This is a genomic window from Pseudomonas sp. RW10S2 (assembly GCF_014268985.1).
GTDB lineage: Bacteria > Pseudomonadota > Gammaproteobacteria > Pseudomonadales > Pseudomonadaceae > Aquipseudomonas > Aquipseudomonas wayambapalatensis.
Window position 1 is genome coordinate 1 of record NZ_JABWRO010000066.1, and the last position, 17,691, is coordinate 17,691.

At 66.1% G+C, this 17,691-nt stretch carries 13 protein-coding genes and 1 pseudogene; 4 read left to right on the forward strand and 10 right to left on the reverse strand.

Going from position 1 to position 17,691, the window contains the following annotated elements; genetic code table 11:
• Positions 1–9: 9 nt before the first annotated feature.
• Both argA and argE read right to left on the reverse strand, forming a co-directional pair.
• Positions 10–1,308, reverse strand: coding sequence for an amino-acid N-acetyltransferase (argA, locus tag HU729_RS15295; protein WP_186665472.1), 1,299 nt, complete (start codon positions 1,306–1,308; stop codon positions 10–12).
• Between the two features lie 125 nt (positions 1,309–1,433).
• The gene (argE, locus tag HU729_RS15300) at positions 1,434–2,576 is read right to left on the reverse strand and encodes an acetylornithine deacetylase (RefSeq protein ID WP_186710831.1); all 1,143 of its coding nucleotides are present in this window, start codon (positions 2,574–2,576) and stop codon (positions 1,434–1,436) included.
• A gap of 104 nt (positions 2,577–2,680) precedes the next feature.
• Here argE and HU729_RS15305 point away from each other — a divergent pair, with 104 nt between their 5' ends.
• On the forward strand, positions 2,681–4,060 hold the full coding sequence (locus HU729_RS15305; RefSeq protein WP_186710832.1) for a CYTH domain-containing protein: 1,380 nt from the start codon (positions 2,681–2,683) through the stop codon (positions 4,058–4,060).
• A 60-nt stretch (positions 4,061–4,120) separates the two neighbouring features.
• On the opposite strand, the gene HU729_RS15310 is transcribed toward HU729_RS15305, so the two are convergent.
• The gene (locus HU729_RS15310; RefSeq protein ID WP_186710833.1) at positions 4,121–4,591 is read right to left on the reverse strand and encodes an Lrp/AsnC family transcriptional regulator; all 471 of its coding nucleotides are present in this window, start codon (positions 4,589–4,591) and stop codon (positions 4,121–4,123) included.
• A gap of 126 nt (positions 4,592–4,717) precedes the next feature.
• On the opposite strand from HU729_RS15310, the gene HU729_RS15315 reads away from it, so the two are divergent.
• From HU729_RS15315 to HU729_RS15325, 3 genes and pseudogenes are all read left to right on the forward strand, one after another.
• Positions 4,718–5,044, forward strand: coding sequence for a hypothetical protein (locus HU729_RS15315; protein ID WP_186710834.1), 327 nt, complete (start codon positions 4,718–4,720; stop codon positions 5,042–5,044).
• Between the two features lie 101 nt (positions 5,045–5,145).
• Positions 5,146–6,824 (forward strand): annotated as a pseudogene (locus tag HU729_RS15320) (GspE/PulE family protein).
• A 91-nt stretch (positions 6,825–6,915) separates the two neighbouring features.
• A complete protein-coding gene (locus HU729_RS15325; RefSeq protein WP_054894995.1) occupies positions 6,916–7,230 on the forward strand; it encodes a DUF2388 domain-containing protein in 315 nt (104 codons plus the stop codon).
• Between the two features lie 77 nt (positions 7,231–7,307).
• Here HU729_RS15325 and gcvP read toward each other — a convergent pair whose 3' ends face one another.
• From gcvP to HU729_RS15360, 7 genes are all read right to left on the reverse strand, one after another.
• Positions 7,308–10,181: an aminomethyl-transferring glycine dehydrogenase gene (gene gcvP, locus HU729_RS15330; RefSeq protein ID WP_186710835.1), complete on the reverse strand. Its 2,874-nt coding sequence runs from the start codon at positions 10,179–10,181 to the stop codon at positions 7,308–7,310.
• A 116-nt stretch (positions 10,182–10,297) separates the two neighbouring features.
• A complete protein-coding gene (locus tag HU729_RS15335; RefSeq protein ID WP_186665464.1) occupies positions 10,298–12,274 on the reverse strand; it encodes a methyl-accepting chemotaxis protein in 1,977 nt (658 codons plus the stop codon).
• A 246-nt stretch (positions 12,275–12,520) separates the two neighbouring features.
• Positions 12,521–13,939 carry an efflux transporter outer membrane subunit gene (locus tag HU729_RS15340; protein WP_186665463.1) on the reverse strand — a complete coding sequence of 473 codons (1,419 nt, stop codon included), beginning with the start codon at positions 13,937–13,939 and terminating at the stop codon, positions 12,521–12,523.
• Positions 13,936–14,811, reverse strand: coding sequence for an HlyD family secretion protein (locus HU729_RS15345; protein ID WP_186665461.1), 876 nt, complete (start codon positions 14,809–14,811; stop codon positions 13,936–13,938). The genes HU729_RS15340 and HU729_RS15345 overlap by 4 nt, the downstream gene beginning before the upstream one ends.
• The gene (locus tag HU729_RS15350) at positions 14,808–15,020 is read right to left on the reverse strand and encodes a DUF1656 domain-containing protein (protein ID WP_054895000.1); all 213 of its coding nucleotides are present in this window, start codon (positions 15,018–15,020) and stop codon (positions 14,808–14,810) included. The genes HU729_RS15345 and HU729_RS15350 overlap by 4 nt, the downstream gene beginning before the upstream one ends.
• Positions 15,017–17,104 carry an FUSC family protein gene (locus HU729_RS15355; protein WP_186710837.1) on the reverse strand — a complete coding sequence of 696 codons (2,088 nt, stop codon included), beginning with the start codon at positions 17,102–17,104 and terminating at the stop codon, positions 15,017–15,019. The genes HU729_RS15350 and HU729_RS15355 overlap by 4 nt, the downstream gene beginning before the upstream one ends.
• Entirely contained in the window at positions 17,101–17,544 is a 444-nt protein-coding gene (locus HU729_RS15360) for a MarR family transcriptional regulator (protein ID WP_186665457.1), read from the reverse strand. The genes HU729_RS15355 and HU729_RS15360 overlap by 4 nt, the downstream gene beginning before the upstream one ends.
• Positions 17,545–17,691: the final 147 nt, after the last annotated feature.

The following is a 17,691-nucleotide window of genomic DNA, read 5'->3' on the forward strand; positions in this document are numbered from 1 at the left end:
GGTACTGACCTACAACGACTTCTCGAAAATCTTCGAATTGCGCTGGTAGTTGTACAGCGAAGCCCGCGCCGCCGGCAGGCGCTCCACGCCACTGGGCTGGAACCCGCGCTCGCGGAACCAGTGCGCCGTACGGGTCGTCAGCACGAACAGGGTATTGAGGCCCAACTGCCGCGCACGGGTCTCGATACGCTCGAGCAGATCGTCCCCCCGACCACCATGCCGGTACTCCGGATTCACCGCCAGACACGCCAGCTCGCCCGCCTCGGACTCGGCGATCGGATACAGCGCCGCACAGGCGATGATCATGCCGTCGCGCTCCACCACGCTGAACTGCTCGATCTCCCGCTCCAGCACCTCGCGCGAACGGCGCACCAGGATGCCCTGCTCTTCCAGCGGGCTGATCAGCTCCAGCAGGCCGCCGACATCCTCGATGGTCGCCTCGCGGACAATCTCGAACTGCTCCTGGGCTACCAGCGTGCCACCGCCGTCGCGGGTGAACAGCTCGGTGAGCAGCGCACCGTCCTCGGCATAGCTGACGATATGGCTGCGCGCCACGCCGCCCTTGCAGGCCTCGGCGGCAGCATCGAGCAGCTCGCCCTGGTAGTCGCTGCCCAGGCGCTGCAAGTGCGCCGGGACCTGCTGCGGCCGCAGCTCACGCACCAGCTTGCCTTTTTCGTCCAGCAGGCCCGGCTCGGCGCCGAACAGCAGCAACTTGTCGGCGCCCAGCTCGATGGCTGCGCGGGTGGCGACGTCTTCGCAGGCCAGGTTGAAGATCTCGCCCGTCGGCGAATAGCCCAGCGGCGACAGCAGCACGATGGAGCGCTCGTCGAGCAGGCGGCTGATGCCCTTGCGATCGATGCGCCGCACCTCGCCGGTGTGGTGGTAGTCGACACCCTCCAGCACGCCGATCGGCCGTGCAGTCACCAGGTTGCCGCAGGCCACGCGCAGGCGCGAGCCCTGCATGGGCGATGCGGCGATATCCATCGACAGGCGCGCTTCGATGGCCAGGCGCAGGGCGCCGACGGCGTCGATCACGCACTCCAGGGTCGCGGCGTCGGTGATGCGCAGGCCATGATGGTAGTGCGGGGTCAGGCCCCGGGCAGCCAGGCGGCTTTCGATCTGCGGGCGCGAACCGTGCACCAGCACCAGGCGCACGCCCAGGCTGTGGAGCAGCACCAGGTCGTGGACGATATTGCCGAAGTTGGGATGTTCGACGCCATCGCCGGGGAGCATGACCACGAAGGTGCAGTCGCGATGGGCATTGATGTACGGGGAGGCATGACGCAGCCAGTTGACGTATTCGGGCATGACAGGGCCTGTGGATAAGTGAACGAGACGGGTGAAGGCGCACAACGTTCGAAAGTCATCGTCGGAACAGGCTTGCGGTCACGCGCGGTCTCCTCTAGGCAGGAACGAATCAGGTCAGTGGACGTTTAGCTCAGGCAGTAGTGCCGGATAAGGTCACGCAATAGACGCACGGTAGGCTCGATTCGTGACATTTCAAGGTACTCACCCGGCTGATGGGCGCAAGCGATGTCGCCGGGGCCGAGCACGATGGTCTGGCAACCCAGCTGTTGAAGATAAGGCGCTTCGGTGCCAAAGGCCACCGCTTCGGCACGATGGCCGGTCAGACGCTCGGCCAGTTGCACCAGCTCGGCATCGGCGGTCTGCTCGAACGGCGGCACCTCGGGGAACAGCGGCGCATAGTCGATGCGCACTTCATGGCGCTCGGCCACGGGCGTCAGCTTCGCGCGGATCGCCGCACGCAGTTGCTCCACGTCCATCCCTGGCAACGGGCGCAGGTCGAACTCCAGGGCGCACTGGCCACAGATGCGATTGGGGTTGTCGCCGCCATGGATGCAGCCGAAGTTCATCGTCGGCGTGGGCACGGTGAATTGCGGATTGCGGTAGGTCTGCTGCCACTGCTGGCGCAGGCCCATCAGCTCGCCCATCACCGCGTGCATGGCCTCCAGGGCACTGTGGCCCAGGCTTGGATCCGACGAATGGCCGCTGCGCCCGAGAATATCGATGCGGTCCATGAGGATGCCCTTGTGCATGCGGATCGGCTTCAGCCCAGTGGGTTCGCCGATCACTGCCGCCCGGCCCAGCGGTTGCCCGGCTTCGGCCAGGGCGCGGGCACCGGACATCGAGCTTTCTTCATCGCAGGTGGCGAGGATCAGCAGCGGCTGCTTGAAATCGTGCTCCAGCAGAGGGATCACCGCCTCGATCACCAGGGCGAAGAAGCCCTTCATGTCGCAACTGCCCAGCCCGATCCAGCGGCCATCCACTTCGGTGAGTTTCAGCGGGTCGCTGCTCCACAACTGAGGATCGAACGGCACCGTATCGCTGTGGCCGGCCAGCACCAGGCCGCCCGGGCCGGTACCGCGGCTGGCGAGCAGGTTGAACTTGCCTGGAGTGATCTCCTGGATCTCGCAACGGAAACCCAGATCGCCCAGCCAGTTGGCGAGCAGGTCGATGACCTGACGGTTGGACTGGTCCAATGCGGCCTGGGTGCAGCTGACCGAGGGGGCGGCGATCAGGGCGGCGAACTGGTCTTTGAGCGATGGCAACGGCATGCACGGACTCCTCGTAAAGCATGGGGGTCATCATAGCAATGCCGTCCCTTGGCAGGGCAACTCCTGTAGACTCTCCGCCAACCACGCCTTCCTTCGAGCCAGCGATGCACAAAGAAACCGAACTCAAGCTCCGCGCCAGCCGCGAGACCCTTGCCGCCCTGCGCGAGCACCCCCTGCTGAAGAAGCGCAACAAGTCCGGCTGGCAGACCCGCGAACTGCTCAACCAGTACTTCGACACCCCCGACCGCGAGCTCTCTGCAGCCCGCGTCGCCCTGCGCCTGCGCCGCGACGGCGAGGTCATCATCCAGACCCTCAAATGCCGTGGGCAGAGCGTTGCCGGCCTGTCCGAGCGCAACGAGTACGAGTGGTACCTGGACAAGGTCAAGCTGGACCTGAAGAAACTCGACGCCAGCTGCTGGCCCGAGCAATTGGCCGAGCTGGACAAGAAAACCATCAAGCCATTGTTCACCACCGATTTCACCCGCGAATACGCCGAGATCTCCTGGGGTCGCGGCAAGGCCAAGGTGGTGATCGAAGCCGCGCTCGACCAAGGCTTCGTCATCGCCGGCAAACGCAAGGAAGAAATCTGCGAGCTCGAACTGGAGCTGCGTGAAGGCGCCCCTGAAGCTCTGCTGGAGCTGGCCGCCGAGCTGTCCGCCACGCTGGCCTTGATGCCCTGCGACATCAGCAAGGCCGAGCGGGGCTATCGTCTGCTCGATCCCGACAGCTACGAGCTGAGCCTGCCACACACCGAGCTGGACGCCGAAATGGCCGTGGACGACGCCTACACCGCGCTCGCCTGGCAACTGCTGGGCAGCAGCCAGCGCCTGGCCGAACAGTACCGTCATAACGGCCACTGGCGCCTGCTGCAGGAATGGATGCAGTGCCTGGCAGAGCTGCGCGCCCTCACCAGCAGCCTGGGCCAGGCCGCGCCACGGGCCACCACCCGTGACCTGCGCAGCCGCCTCGACGCCCTGCTCGAAGACTGGCGCCCACTGGTACAGGCCGGCAACGACGACGAAGACATCCGCCGCGCCGCACCCGAGCAGTTCGCCGAAGAGCTGGAAGACACGCGCTGGGGCCAGTTCTCACTGGAAACCTCGCGCTGGCTGCTGGCGCGCGCCTGGACCGTCGAGCGCAAGGGCCGCGGTGAGCGCCAGGGCAAGGCGCAACTGGCCAGCTGGCTGCACCACCAGCTGGGTGAAGAAGGCCGCGCGCTGAAGCTGCCGCTGTACACCCAGCGCCCGGAGGACCTGGGTGAACAGTTGCCGCGCATCGAGCAGTTGCTGACCTGGCTGCACCACGCCCGCCAGGTGCTGGAAGTGCCGCAACTGGACCGCCTGTACGGCGATCTGAAGAAGCTGCACGAACTGGCCGAGCAGCCGCTGGCCGAAGAGCAGTCGGGCGAGCTGTTCGAAGCCCGCATCGAGCAGGCCCGCGCCATCGACCAAAGCCGCGCCTGGAAGCACCTGCTCAAGGTGTAATACCGCATCAGCTGCTTCGCGGGTATATCGGGGCACCGAACCGATGTACCCGCGAAGGCCTCACCTCGATAGCGGCAGGCAGGTCGTGGACTTGATTTCCGACAGCGCCACGATCGAGTTCACTTCCTGTATCCCTGGTACGTTCGACAACTTCTCGAAGAAGAACCGCTCGTAGGCCTCGATGTCCGAGGTGACGATACGCAGCAGGAAGTCGACCGCCCCCATCAGCACATAACACTCCAGCACTTCCGGAAAGCCGCGGATCGCCTCGGTGAATTCGGTGAAGTTCGACCGCCCGTGCGCGTTGAGTTTCACCTCGGCGAAGATTTGCGTGTTCAGCCCGACCTTCTTGCGGTCCAGCAAGCTGACCTGGCCGCGAATCACCCCTTCATCCTTCAGGCGCTGTATCCGACGCCAGCACGGCGACTGCGACAGCCCGACACGTTCGGCGATCTGCGCGCTGGACAACGACGCATCCTCCTGCAGCAGTTCAAGGATGCGTCGGTCGTAGGCATCCAACTCGCTTTGCATGATCAATTCTCCAAAGCCTACCAATGCGACAATTGTTATTCGCCAAACTACAAAACCAGGTGAATCATAGCGAAGAAATGCCGGTTTCGACCTGCGAGAATTTCTCCACATCGAAGGAGACGCTCCATGAATGCACTCGAACGGCACACCCCTCAGCCCCGTAGCGACGCCTGGGCCGCCAGCGCCCTGCATTGCGAGGTCCGCTACCGCCTCGACATCGAGGCCGAGCCGGACAGCCTGTGCCGGGTACTCAACCTCTTCGCCCTGCAGTTCCTCACGCCGCACAGCGTGCAGGTGTGCCAGCGCGACGACCTGCTGGAGCTGGAGATCGGTATCGACGGCCTCAGTTGGCACCGCGCCGGGGTGATCGCGCAGAAGATGCGTAACCTGGTGTGTGTCGGCGAGGTCTTTCTGGAAAGCGTGCCGAAACTGTCTGAGGTGGCGGCGGGCTGACATCTGCCCCGCAAGATCCAGAAACGCCTTCGCCAAGGCACTGCCCCGCTGTGCAGCTACCCTTGCCTGGGCCTTTCAGCAGCCTCGGCAAGGACGCCGCCATGCACAACACTCAAGATGACAGCCTCGACCTCAAGCGCCTTCTCGACAGGCTGCTCGCCGAACATCGCCTGGCCCCCGGCGACGCCCTGCGTGCACTCGAACAGGCCCCCAGCCACCCTGGCCATCCACTCGAAATCCTTGCCAGCCTCGCCCTGAGCGACCGTCTGCGCCCCGGCCATACGCTGGACCTCGACACCCTTTGCCAATGGCTCGCCGACAGCGTCGGCCAACCCTTTCTGCGCCTGGACCCGTTGCAGGTCGATCTGGCCCACGTCGCCGGCCTGATCTCCCCCGCCTTCGCCCAGCGCCACGGCATCCTTGCCGTGGCCATGGACGCGACCGGTGTTACGGTGGCCAGCGCACAGCCTACCAACGCGAGTGGGAAGCCGACCTGAGCCGCAGCCTCGGCCAGCCGATTCGCCGGGTGCTGGCCAGTCCTGTACAACTGCGCCAGCTTGGCGACACGTTCCAGCGCCTGTCGCGATCCGTACAGGGCGCCCACCAGCAGCAGCGGGCAAGCCTGGGCGAACTTGAGCAGTTGCTGGAGCTCGGTGGGCGCGGCGGCGCCATCAGCGCCGACGATGCCCACATCGTGCATATCGTCGATTGGCTGCTGCAGTACGCCATCGAGCAGCGCGCCAGCGATATCCATCTCGAGCCGCAGCGCGACGAAGGCCGCCTGCGCTACCGTATCGACGGCCTGCTGCATACGGTCTACCTGTTTCCGGCCAGCGTGGTCCTGGCGCTGGTCAGCCGCCTCAAGCACCTGGGGCGCATGGATGTCGCCGAGAAACGCCGCCCACAGGATGGACGCCTGAAAAGCCGCCTGCCCGGCAACGCGCAGGTGGAGCTGCGCCTGTCGACCCTGCCGACACCGTTCGGCGAAAAACTGGTGTTGCGCCTCTTCGACCCCGAACAGCTGCACGAAGACTTGGAGCGCCTGGGGCTCGAAGGGATCTTGCTGGGTCAGTGGCACGCGCTGTTGGCAAAACGCCAGGGCATCATTCTGCTCACCGGCCCCACCGGCTCGGGCAAGACCAGCACGCTCTACGCCAGCCTCAAGCACCTGGCTACGCCACAGGTCAACCTGTGCACCATCGAAGATCCGATCGAGCGCCTGGAGCCCGGCTTCAATCAGTTGCAGGTCCAACCCAGCCTCGACCTCGGCTTTGCCAACGGCGTGCGCGCTCTGCTGCGCCAGGACCCGGACATCATCATGATCGGCGAGATACGCGACCGCGAAACCGCCCAGGTGGCGGTGCAAGCAGCGCTGACCGGACACCTGGTGCTATCGACCCTGCACACCAACGACGCCTGCAGCGCAATTACTCGCCTGCAGGAGCTGGGTGTGGCCGATTACCTGATAAAGGCCACGTTGATCGGCGTGATGGCCCAGCGCCTGGCACGCACCTTCTGCAGCGCCTGCAAGGGATGTCCTGGCACACGTGAAGCGGCGTGTCGCCTCTGTCGCGGCACCGGTTACCAGGGGCGCACCGGGCTGTTCGAACTGCTCGTGCTCGACGACGCCCTGCGAGCCCGGATTGGCCCGGGCAGCGACCTTGCCAGCCTGCGCCAGCAGGCTCTGGCACAGGGCATGCGCGAGCTGCGCCGCTGCGGTGAAGACCGGGTGGCCAGGGGCCTGACCAGCCTGGAAGAAGTCCTGCGGGTATGTGCCTGAGCGCCCGGCATACGCAGTGTGCAAAGGAACTTGCGGCCCGCGCGGCGATCCAAACTCGCATCACCCGCCCTCATCGTTCGAGGTAATTCACATGCGTTTCAAAACCGCCATTGCGGCTGCTGCCCTGCTGTCCCTGCCGATCGGCTCCGCCATGGCCGACGGCTTCTGGCGCAACGTCATTTCGTCCGGTGCGACCACCGGTTCCACCTACCTGACGTTCAAGGACCACAAGCTCGTCGCGGCCGCCCAGGACGATGCCGGCAGCTTCGTGGCGAGCGAAGGATCGATCCGCGGCCCTTACCTGGAAGCGGCGATGCGTCAGGTGCGCGCCGACAACCCTGGTGTCCAGGCCAGCGACATGGAACTGGCCAACGCAATCCTGGCCCGTAACCTCACCGCTCAGTAACCTGCACCCCACGCCCGCTGCGGGAGCGGGCTGCGCGCACAGACCCGCGCAGCACCGCCTCCACAGCAGGCCCGGGCTCAGCGATACGCGTCCACCGGCACGCAAGCACAGAACAGGTTGCGATCGCCGTACACGTTGTCCACCCGGTTCACCGCCGGCCAGTACTTGTGCAAGCGCACATGCGCACTGGGTGCGACCGCCTGTTCCAGACCATAGGGTCGATCCCAGGGCCCCAGTACATCGGCCAGCGTGTGCGGCGCATGCTTGAGCGGGTTATCGTCCGCCGGCCAGTTCCCCTCCTGCACCTGAGCGATCTCGTCACGGATCGCCAGCATCGCCTCGACGAAGCGATCCAGCTCCGCCTTCGACTCACTCTCGGTCGGCTCGACCATCAGCGTGCCCGGCACCGGGAACGACATGGTCGGCGCATGGAAGCCATAGTCCATCAGGCGCTTCGCCACGTCCTCCTCGGTGATCCCGGTCTGCGCCTTGAGCGGACGCAGGTCGAGGATGCATTCATGGGCGACCCGCTGGTTACGTCCGCGATAGAGCACCGGAAAGGCCCCCGCCAGGCGACTGGCCAGGTAGTTGGCGCTGAGGATCGCCACCTCGCTGGCATCGGCCAGTTGCGGCCCCATCAGGGCGATGTACATCCAGCTGATCGGCAAGATACTGGCACTGCCCCAGGGCGCTGCGCTGACAGCGCTGTTGTTCGGGTCCAGGCCCGCTACAGGCACCACCGGATGGCTGGCGACGAAAGGCTTCAGGTGCGCCCGCACCCCGATCGGCCCCATGCCCGGCCCACCACCGCCGTGAGGGATGCAGAAGGTCTTGTGCAGGTTCATGTGCGAGACGTCGGCACCGATATCCGCCGGGCGCGCCAGGCCCACCTGGGCGTTGAGGTTGGCGCCGTCCATGTACACCTGCCCGCCCTGTTGATGGACCACCTCGCAGATTTCGCGAATGCCCTCCTCGTACACCCCATGGGTCGAGGGGTAGGTGACCATCAGGCACGACAATCGATCCCCGGCTTGGCGCGCCTTGGCCTTGAGATCATCGAGGTCGACATTGCCCGCCTCGTCGCAGTCGACGATCACCACCTCCATGCCCGCCATCTGCGCCGACGCCGGGTTGGTGCCATGGGCCGACGACGGAATCAGGCACAGGGTGCGCTGCGGTTGATGACGGCTGCGGTGATAACGGGTGATGGCCATCAGCCCGGCATATTCACCCTGGGCGCCGGAGTTGGGCTGCATGCAGATCGCATCGAACCCGGTGATCGCGCACAGCCAAGCCTCCAGCTCGTCGATCATCGCCTTGTAGCCCTGCACCTGTGCGGCCGGTGCGAAGGGATGCAGCAGGGCGAAGCCAGGCCAGGTGATGGGGATCATCTCGCTGGTGGCGTTGAGCTTCATGGTGCACGAGCCCAGCGGGATCATCGACTGGTTCAGCGCCAGGTCCTTGTTCTCCAGCTGCTTGAGGTAACGCAGCATCTCGGTTTCGCTGTGGTGCAGGTTGAACACCGGGTGTTCGAGCAGCGGCGTGCTGCGCAGCAGAGTGTCCGGCACCGCCGGGGGCAGGGGCTGCTGGTCGAGGGTGGCGACGTCCAGACCATGGTCGACGCCAAGGAAGACGTCGAACAGCTTGAGTACCGTCGCTTCGTCACAGGTCTCGTCCAGGCTCACGCCCAGGTGCCCGCGCCCTAGGATGCGCAGGTTGATGCGCGCCTCTTCGGCACTTTCGATGATCGCGGCCTGGGTGCCGCCCACGTCAAGGGTGAGGGTGTCGAAGAAGTGCTGGTTGAGGCGCTTGATGCCCTTGGCCTGCAGCCCGGCCGCCAGGATCTGGGTCAGGCGCTGCACACGCTGGGCAATGCGCCGCAGGCCGTCGGGCCCATGGTAGACGGCGTAGAAGCCGGCGATATTGGCCAGCAACACCTGGGCGGTGCAGATGTTGGAGTTGGCCTTCTCGCGGCGGATGTGTTGCTCGCGGGTCTGCAGGGCCATGCGCAGGGCGGTGTTGCCACGGGCATCGCGGGACACGCCGATGATGCGCCCAGGCATCGCCCGCTTGTAGTCGTCACGACAGGCGAAATACGCCGCGTGAGGCCCGCCATAGCCCATCGGCACACCGAAGCGCTGGCTCGACCCAAGCACCACGTCGGCCCCGGTTTCGCCAGGCGGTGTCAGCACCACCAGGCTCAACAGGTCGGCGGCAACGCACGCCAGCGCCTGCTGACCGTGCAGGTGCTCGATCAGCGGCCGCAGGTCGCGGACCTCGCCATGGGTGTCGGGGTACTGCAGCAGCGCGCCGAACACCGAGTGCTTGCCGAGGTTTTCCAGCGAATCGACGATCAACTCGAAGCCGAAACCTTCGGCACGGGTTCGCAAGACCGAGAGCGTCTGGGGGTGGCAGTGCTCGTCGGCGAAGAACGCATTGCTCTTGCTGCGTGCAACCCGCTTGGCCAGGGCCATGGCCTCGGCGGCGGCCGTCGCCTCGTCGAGCAGCGACGCGTTGGCCAGCGGCAGGCCACTGAGGTCGATGATCATCTGCTGGAAGTTGAGCAGCGCCTCGAGGCGGCCCTGGGCGATCTCGGGCTGATAGGGTGTATAGGCCGTGTACCAACCAGGGTTTTCCAGCACGTTGCGCAGGATGACGGTTGGCGTGACGGTGCCGTGATAGCCCATGCCGATCAGGCTGGTCCACACCTGGTTCTGCCCGGCGTATCCGGCCAGCCTGGCCAGGGCCGCCTGCTCGTCGAGGGCGGGAGGCAGGTCAAGCGGGCGACCAAAGCGGATACCTGGCGGGACAGTCTGCTCGATCAGGGCATCGCGACTGGCAACGCCCAGGGCCGCGAGCATGGCGCTCTGCTCGCTGGCATCGGGGCCCAGATGGCGCTGCAGAAAAGGGTTGGGCACTTGCAGTTGCTGCAGGGATGGCGACTGGGACATGGCGATCTTCTCTTCCTGGACCAGTTCTCGTGGAGACTTACAAGTCTAGGAAGGGATCGACGATGTTGCGGAAAAACTTGCATCCAGGGCCGCATCGCAGCCCTGGTCCGATCAGGTCAACCGCCGACCCGGAAGCGATCCACTTCCTGGCGCAACTGCCCGGCCAGGCCCTCGAGCTCCTTGGCCGTGGCCGCCAGTTCATTGGCCACGTCGTGCTGCTCGCTGTTGGCCTGGGCGATGCTCTGCAGGTTACGGCTGAGCAGGTTCGCGGTGCTGCTCTGCTCCTGGGTCGCAGTGCTGATGGCCGTGAACTGCTCGCCCGCCGCGCGGCTCTGCTCGTCGATGCGCGCCAGTGCCTCGGCGACCTTGTCGTTGCGTTCCAGGCCTTCCTGCATCAGGCGATTGCCCTGCTCCAGGGTGCTGATGGCATGCCCGGTCTGCTGCTGGATACTGGCGATCATCCCGGAAATCTCGTCGGTGGCCTGACGCGTGCGCGCCGCCAGGCCACGCACTTCGTCGGCGACCACGGCGAAACCACGGCCCTGCTCGCCAGCGCGGGCCGCCTCGATGGCGGCGTTGAGCGCCAGCAAGTTGGTCTGCTCGGCAATCGCGGTGATGACCCCGACGATGCCGCCGATTTCCTGCGACCGTGCGCCCAGGCTGTCCATCACCGTGGCGGTGCCGCCCAGCGCCTCGGCGATCTGCTTGAGCGAGACGGACGCCTGGTCCATGGCGCTGCGGCCGATGCGCGTCTGCTGGGCGTTGTCCTGGGCCATGCGCTCGGTGCCGGCCATGTTCTCGGCGATGTTCATCGACGTGGCGCTGAACTCCTCGACGGCGCCAGCCATGCTGGTGATCTCGCCTGACTGCTGCTCCATGCCCTCGCAGGCACCGGACGAAAGCCCGGCCAGGGAGCGCGAGCGCGCGCTGACCTGCTCGGAAGCACTGCGAATGTGCTCGACCATGGTCGCCAGGGCATTCCCCATCTGGTTGAAGCTGCGCGCCAGTTGGCCAATCTCGTCTTCGCTGGTCACCGCCAGGCGCGCACTGAGATCACCCGCGCCCAGGGCTTCGGCCTGGCGCACCAGGTCGTCCAGCGGGCGCAGCTTGCGCCGCAGCAGCCAGAGCGTGGCGAGCACGGCCAGGACCATCGCCAGCAGGCTGCCGATCGCCAGGCGCAGGCCGACACTCCAGGTCACCTCGCGGATTTCCGCCTCGGGCATGCTCGCCACAACAGTCCACGGCCCCTCGGCAAAGGGTTCGACCACGCTGAACAGTTGCTGCTGGCCGTTGGTCCAGAAGCGGCCCTTGTCGCCCAGGCCGGCCACTGCGGCAACCGCAGCCTGCGGATCGGCCACGCCCGCAGGCGGCACCAGCCACTGCCCCTGGTTGTCGAGCAGCGCCAGCGAGCCGGTCTGGCCGATGCGGAAGCGCTTGAGATTGGCGAACTGCGCATTCTGCGCATCGGTGTAGTCGAAGCCGACGAACAGCACGGCGATCACCCGACCGCTGGCATCGCTCACCGGCACGTAGCGGGTCATGTAGTTGCGGTCGAACAGCAGCGCACGCCCTACATACATCTGCCCGGCGAGCAGCTTGGCGTAGGCCGGGTGCTGGCGATCCAGCTGCGTGCCGATGGCGCGGCTGCCGTCCTGCTTCTTGAGGTTGGTGGTGATGCGCACGAAGTCATCGCCGCTGCGCACGAACAGCGTCGCGATGCCGGCAGTCATCTGCTGGAATTCATCGACGACCCTGAAGTCGTTGTTCATCAGCTGGTCGCCCAGGTACAGGGCGGGCGTGGCCTGGCCGGCTACCTGCACGGTCTCGCCGGCATGCAGCGACAAGCCCGAGGCGAAACGGCGCTCGAACAGGCCACTCAGGCGCTGGGTGTTGTCCTTGAGCGAGCCGTGGAAGGTGTCGAGCTGGTCAGCCAGCAGCCGCGCTTCACTGGCCAGGTGTTGCTGGCGGGTGGCGAGGTTGGCGTCGTCCAGCGAGCGCAGGGCGAACAGGGTACTGCCGGTGATCACCAGCGCCAGCACGATGGCGAGGGCGATGCCGAGTTGCGAGGCAATCCGGGCACGGGGTCGAGACATTGCGAAGCTCCTGGCAAGAGGCCGGGATCGTCCTGATCACGCTGACCACCCGCTTCATATTGAACGGGAAATCGCGTCCTCTTCCGGGACGCTGGTGCTAATAGATCGGCGTCGCGGGGGAATACTTGAGTGTCGGACCGGGAAATGCGCAAACGTTTTCCATGCGGTGTGACCGTGGAATCGCAGCGCCTGCTTCGCGGGCAAGCCCGCTCCTACAAACTCACCAATACCACGACGCGGTGCTACTCACTGCCCCGCTGTGGCCTTCCAGCCACCACCCAGCGCCAGGAACACGCCGATCTGTCCCATCGCCACCTGGGTATTGGCTGCCGCCAGTTGCGCACGCACGTCGGTGTAGGCGCGGGTCGCCTGCAGGTCGGCGAGGAACGACTCGCGCCCGGCCTCATAGCGGCGATGGGTCTGGTCGGCCGCTTCCTGCGCCGAACGCTCGGCGTCGGCCAAGGCATCGCGACGGTCCAGCAGGGCGCTGTACTGCGCCAGGCGGGTCTGGGTTTCGCGGATGGCGTTGAGCACCACGCCATCGAAATGCGCCAGCGCGGCCTGGGTCGAGGCTTCGGCTTCGCGAATCCGGGCACGGGTGCCGTTGGTGGGGATGGCCCAGCTGATCTGCGGGCCGAAGCCCCAGCGGTTGGTCGAAGGCTCGCCGAGGTTATCAAGAATGCCGATGGTGCCGACCTGGGCGCCAATGCTGATGTTCGGATACAGGGCGCCGGTGGCCACGCCAATGGTCGCGGTGGCAGCCGCCAGTTGGCGCTCGGCCTGACGCACGTCGGGACGGCGCTTGAGCAGCGCCGCGCCATCGCCCACCGGAATCAGTTGGGCCAGATGCGGCAGCTCGGCGCACTCGGCGGTGCCAGGCGGCAACTGGTCGACCGGTTTGGCCAGCAATGCGGCGAGGGTATAGAGCCCAGCCTCGCGTTCTGCCTTGAAGCGCGGCAGCTCGGCGCGCAACGACTTGAACTGGGTCTGCGAGCGAGTGACGAGGGTCTCGTCGCCACGGCCGGCATCGCGCAGGCGCTGGTTCAACTGCACGCTCTGCTGCTGCAGGTCGAGCGATTCGCGGGCGATGTGGTACTCCTCATTGGCCGAGCACACCTGGGTGTAGGCCTTGACCACATCGGCCACCAGGGTGATGCGAGCGGTGTCGGCGGCTGCCTGCACCGCGTCGGCATTGGCCTTGGCAGCTTCGGTGCCGCGCTTGAAGGTGCCCCACAGGTCAAACTGGTACGAGGCGCTGAGAATCGCCTCGCCGATGTTGGCCACCGGGACTTTCTCCGGCAGCAGGAACGCTTCGCCGGACTCCTGCAGACGCTGGGCACCGGCCTTAGCGCCGCCGCTGAAGCCCCCCTGCGACTCGGCGACCTCGACCTGCGCGCGGGCCTTGGCGATGTTCGCCGCCGCCACGCGCAACTCGGTATTGGCGCTCAACGCCTGGCGCACCAGCGCATTGAGGCGCGGGTCCTGGTACAACTGCCACCAATCATCCGGCACCGGTGCCGACACCACGCTCGCGGCATCCTGGCGCAACGGGCCGTTCAGGTCGCTGCGCTGCACCGCGGCATCCTCGGGCACCTGGTAGTCGGGGCCGACCATGGCGCAGGCCCCCAGCGACAGCGCCAGCCCTGCCAGCATCAGGCGCTTCATGGCCGCGGGCCCTCGATGATCGACACTGTCGCGGTACGCCCGGCGATCATGCGGAAATCTGCCGGCACCTCATCGAAGGCGATGCGCACCGGGATCCGCTGGGCCAGGCGCACCCAGCTGAACGCCGGGTTGACGTTGGGCAACAGGTTGGCGCCACTGACGCGGTCACGGTCCTCGATCCCTGCCGACAGGCTTTCGACATGGCCGCGCAGGCGCGTGTCATCGCCCATCACGCGGATGTCCACGGCATCGCCGACATGGATGCCACTGAGCTTGGTTTCCTCGAAATAGCCATCGACATGGTACGAGGCACTGTCGACCACCGACAGCACTGGCCGGCCCGCCGTGACGAACTCATGGGCACGCGGGGCGCGGTCGTTGAGGTAGCCATCCACCGGGCTGCGCACCACCGAACGGTCGAGGTTGAGCTGGGCGGTATCGACCGCCACCTGTGCCTCGCTCACCGCCGAGCGGGCACGGGCCTCGCGCGACTGGCTCTCTTCGAGCTGCTCGGCCGCCACCAGGTTGCCCAGCTTGCGATTGCGCCGGGTTTCGCGGGCGGCCTGGGCCAGGGTTTCCTCGCGCTCGGCCAGGGTCGCCCGGGCCTGGCGCAAGGCCAGGCCGAAGCGGTCCTGGTCGATGGTGAACAGCACGTCACCACGCTTGACCACCTGGTTGTCGCGCACCTCGACCTTCTGGATAAGCCCGGACACATCCGGGGCGATCTGAATCACGTCGGCGCGGATATGGCCGTCGCGGGTCCAGGGGGCGAACATGTAGTACACGACCATCTGCCAGACCAGCACGGCCGCGAAGGTCACCACCAGCAATGTCAGGACCACACGGCCCAAGGTCAACAACGGTTTTTTCATGGCAGCATCAGGCTTCGGCAAAAGTGATCCACCGCACCCAGCAGTACGGCGTAGAGGGCAACGTTGAACAACGCCCGGTGCCAGACCAGGCGGTAGAAATGCAGGCGCACCAGCACAGCGTGCACGCCCAGGAACAGCAGGTAGGTGGCAAACATCATCACCAGCAGCGTGGGCAGGAACACCCCGCTGATATCCAGTTCACCGATCACAGCGGCGCTCCGTCGATTCCAGGTGGCAGTTGCGGTTGTTCGACCGGCTCGAGCATCACCTCGACGCCTGGCAACAGTGCCAGGCGCAAGCCGGCCAGGGCATGCAGCAGGTGGACACGGGGCTCGCCGCGCTCGTTCAGTTGGTCAGGCGCCAACGCCAGGCGTGCCCGCTCCATGTTGCGCAGCAGCGCTGCAGGTGCGTGCAAACGCTCGCCGGCACGCAGGCAGCTTGAGTAATGGCCGCCGACTTCTTCGATGACGGTCTGCAGGCGCTCACGGGCCTGCAGGCCCACACGCGGCATGTAGGCCAGCAGGTCGAGCAGGTTCAGGCCCACACGCAGGTCGCGCAGGGCGATGCCGCTGTCCTGGCCGGTCTGCGACAGGCGCGGCAGATGCTGCATCAGGCGATCGAGCATCTGCACGCCTACCTTGCGCTGTTCAGCCAAGGTCGCAGGCTCGGTCATCTCGACGATGTCGCGCCAGGCGAAGCGGGTCATGCGCTTGGCGGCTAGCTCCACACCGAACGGGCGCACCACCAGGGTCCAGATGAAGGCAAACAGCAGCCCCACCGGGCCTGCCAGGTTGGCATTGAGGAAGGTGAAGAAGTCGGCGTCGTAGGCGCCCTGGATGCTGATGAAGGTCGAGGTGTTGACGATGGTCAGCAGGGTGCCGAGGTAGAAGCGCGGCTGCACGGTGAGGGTGCCGACCACGATGAAGGGTACGGCGAATGCCAGCACCAGCATCGGGAAGTCGTGCAGGTTCGGCAGCACCAGGAACAGATAGACGCTGGAGAAGATTACCGACATCAGCGTCCAGAAGAAAAAGCGGTAGATCTGCGGCGCTGGGTCGTCCATCGCCGCAAAGAAGCTGCAGGCCACGGCGGCGAGGATCACGGCACTGGCGCCGTCGTTCCACCCCAGCCCGATCCACAGGCCACAGGCGACGACGATCGCGGTGACGGTGGAGAACACCGAATACAGCATCAGGCCGCGGTCGAAGAATGGCGTCAGGCGGCCCAGCCGCCAATGACGGTAGACCGCCCGCCAGGGCTTGGTGTCGTCCAGGCGCAGTGCATGCTGCAGGGTGCAGCAGTCCTGCCAGAGATCGAGCCATTCGCTGAGGCGGTAGAGGGCGTTGGACAGCAGCAGGGCGTGGCGCTGGTCGAGCGCATCGGCGCGCGGTTGCAGGCGGTCGATCTGCTCGTGCAGCGCGGTCCAGCGCGCGACCGAAGCGCTGTCGGCGGTGCCCTTGAGCCACTCGCGGGCCGATGCCAGCAGCGGCTGGACCTGTGCAAATTGCTCCGGCGCGCGACCTTCGAGGGCGACCAGCGCGTCGTCGAGGGCATCGATCACCGGCAGCAGGTGAATCATCCGGCCGCGCAGCTCGCGGGCGTTCTTCACGGTGTGCGGGCCGGCGCCTTCGTGGCCGAGCTGGCCGATCATCAGCTCCAGGCTGTTGAAGGTGGCAACCATCGAGCCGCGCAGGCCCGCGACCTTGTCGGCCACAGCTTCTCGGCTCAGGTACAGATCGCTGTAGCGGATCGCCTCGCCAAACCAGGTGCCCGTGGCGCCCATCACCACCGGCGCCAGACGACGCGGCCAGAATACCGCTCCCACCACGGCGGCGCAGACGATGCCAAGGCAGATTTCCTGGGCCCGCGAAGAGGCGACATCGAACACCGCGAGCGGGTTGTCGACCACGGCCAGGGCAATCATCGGCAAGGTGTAGCCGGCCAGCATCAGCATGTAGTTGTTGGCCGTGCGCAGGTTCAGCGAGAGAAACAGCAAGGTGCCGGTCCACAGGGCGATGGCAATGCTCAGCAACAAGGGCGACTGCACCAGCGGCGGCACCAGCAGCACCGCACCACCCGCACCGAGCAGCGTGCCGACCGCGCGGTACAGCGCCTTGGAACTGGTGGGGCCAACGAAGGGGCTGGAGACGATATAGACCGTGGCCATCGCCCAGTAGGGGCGCGGCAGTTGCATCAGCAAGGCGATGTACAGGGCAATCATCGACGCGGCGAAGGTACGCACGCCGTAGAACCAGTCGCGGGCAGGCGGCACTGAACTGAAGAAGCCGTTCACGCCGACGTCCCCTGTGCAGCGACTTCGAAGGCACGGATCACCCGCAGGGTCGCTTCCAGGTCGGCAGCCGAGATGCCATGCAACACCTCGCGACGCAGGCGCACCAGCTCGCGCTCGATGGATTCGGCCAGGGTACGTCCTTCGGCGGTCAGGCTCAGCGCCTTGGCGCGTCGGTCGAGCGGATCCTCGGTGCGGCACACCAGCCCGGCCTTGCACAGTTGGTCGAGCAGACGCACCAGCGACGGGCTTTCCAGGCCGGCGGCCTGGGCCACGGCCACCTGATGCACGCCATCGCCCAGGCGCACGATCATCAGCAACGGCACCGCGCAGGCCTCGGAGATGCCATAGCCGGTCAGCGCCGCATGGCAGATTCGTCGCCAGTGACGACCGGCAACGACCATGCCGCTGCTGACTTTCAGGTGCAGTGCATCGAGTGTCATATGGAGGAACCGAGGATATTCATAGTTTGCTAACTATCAATATACGCCCAGCCCTCCCCCCCTCGTCAACCGGGGGCGATGAACAGTGTGTTTACAGTCGGGATCGGCGGCGAGGCCTTCGCGGGCAAGCCCGCTCCCACGCGCCCG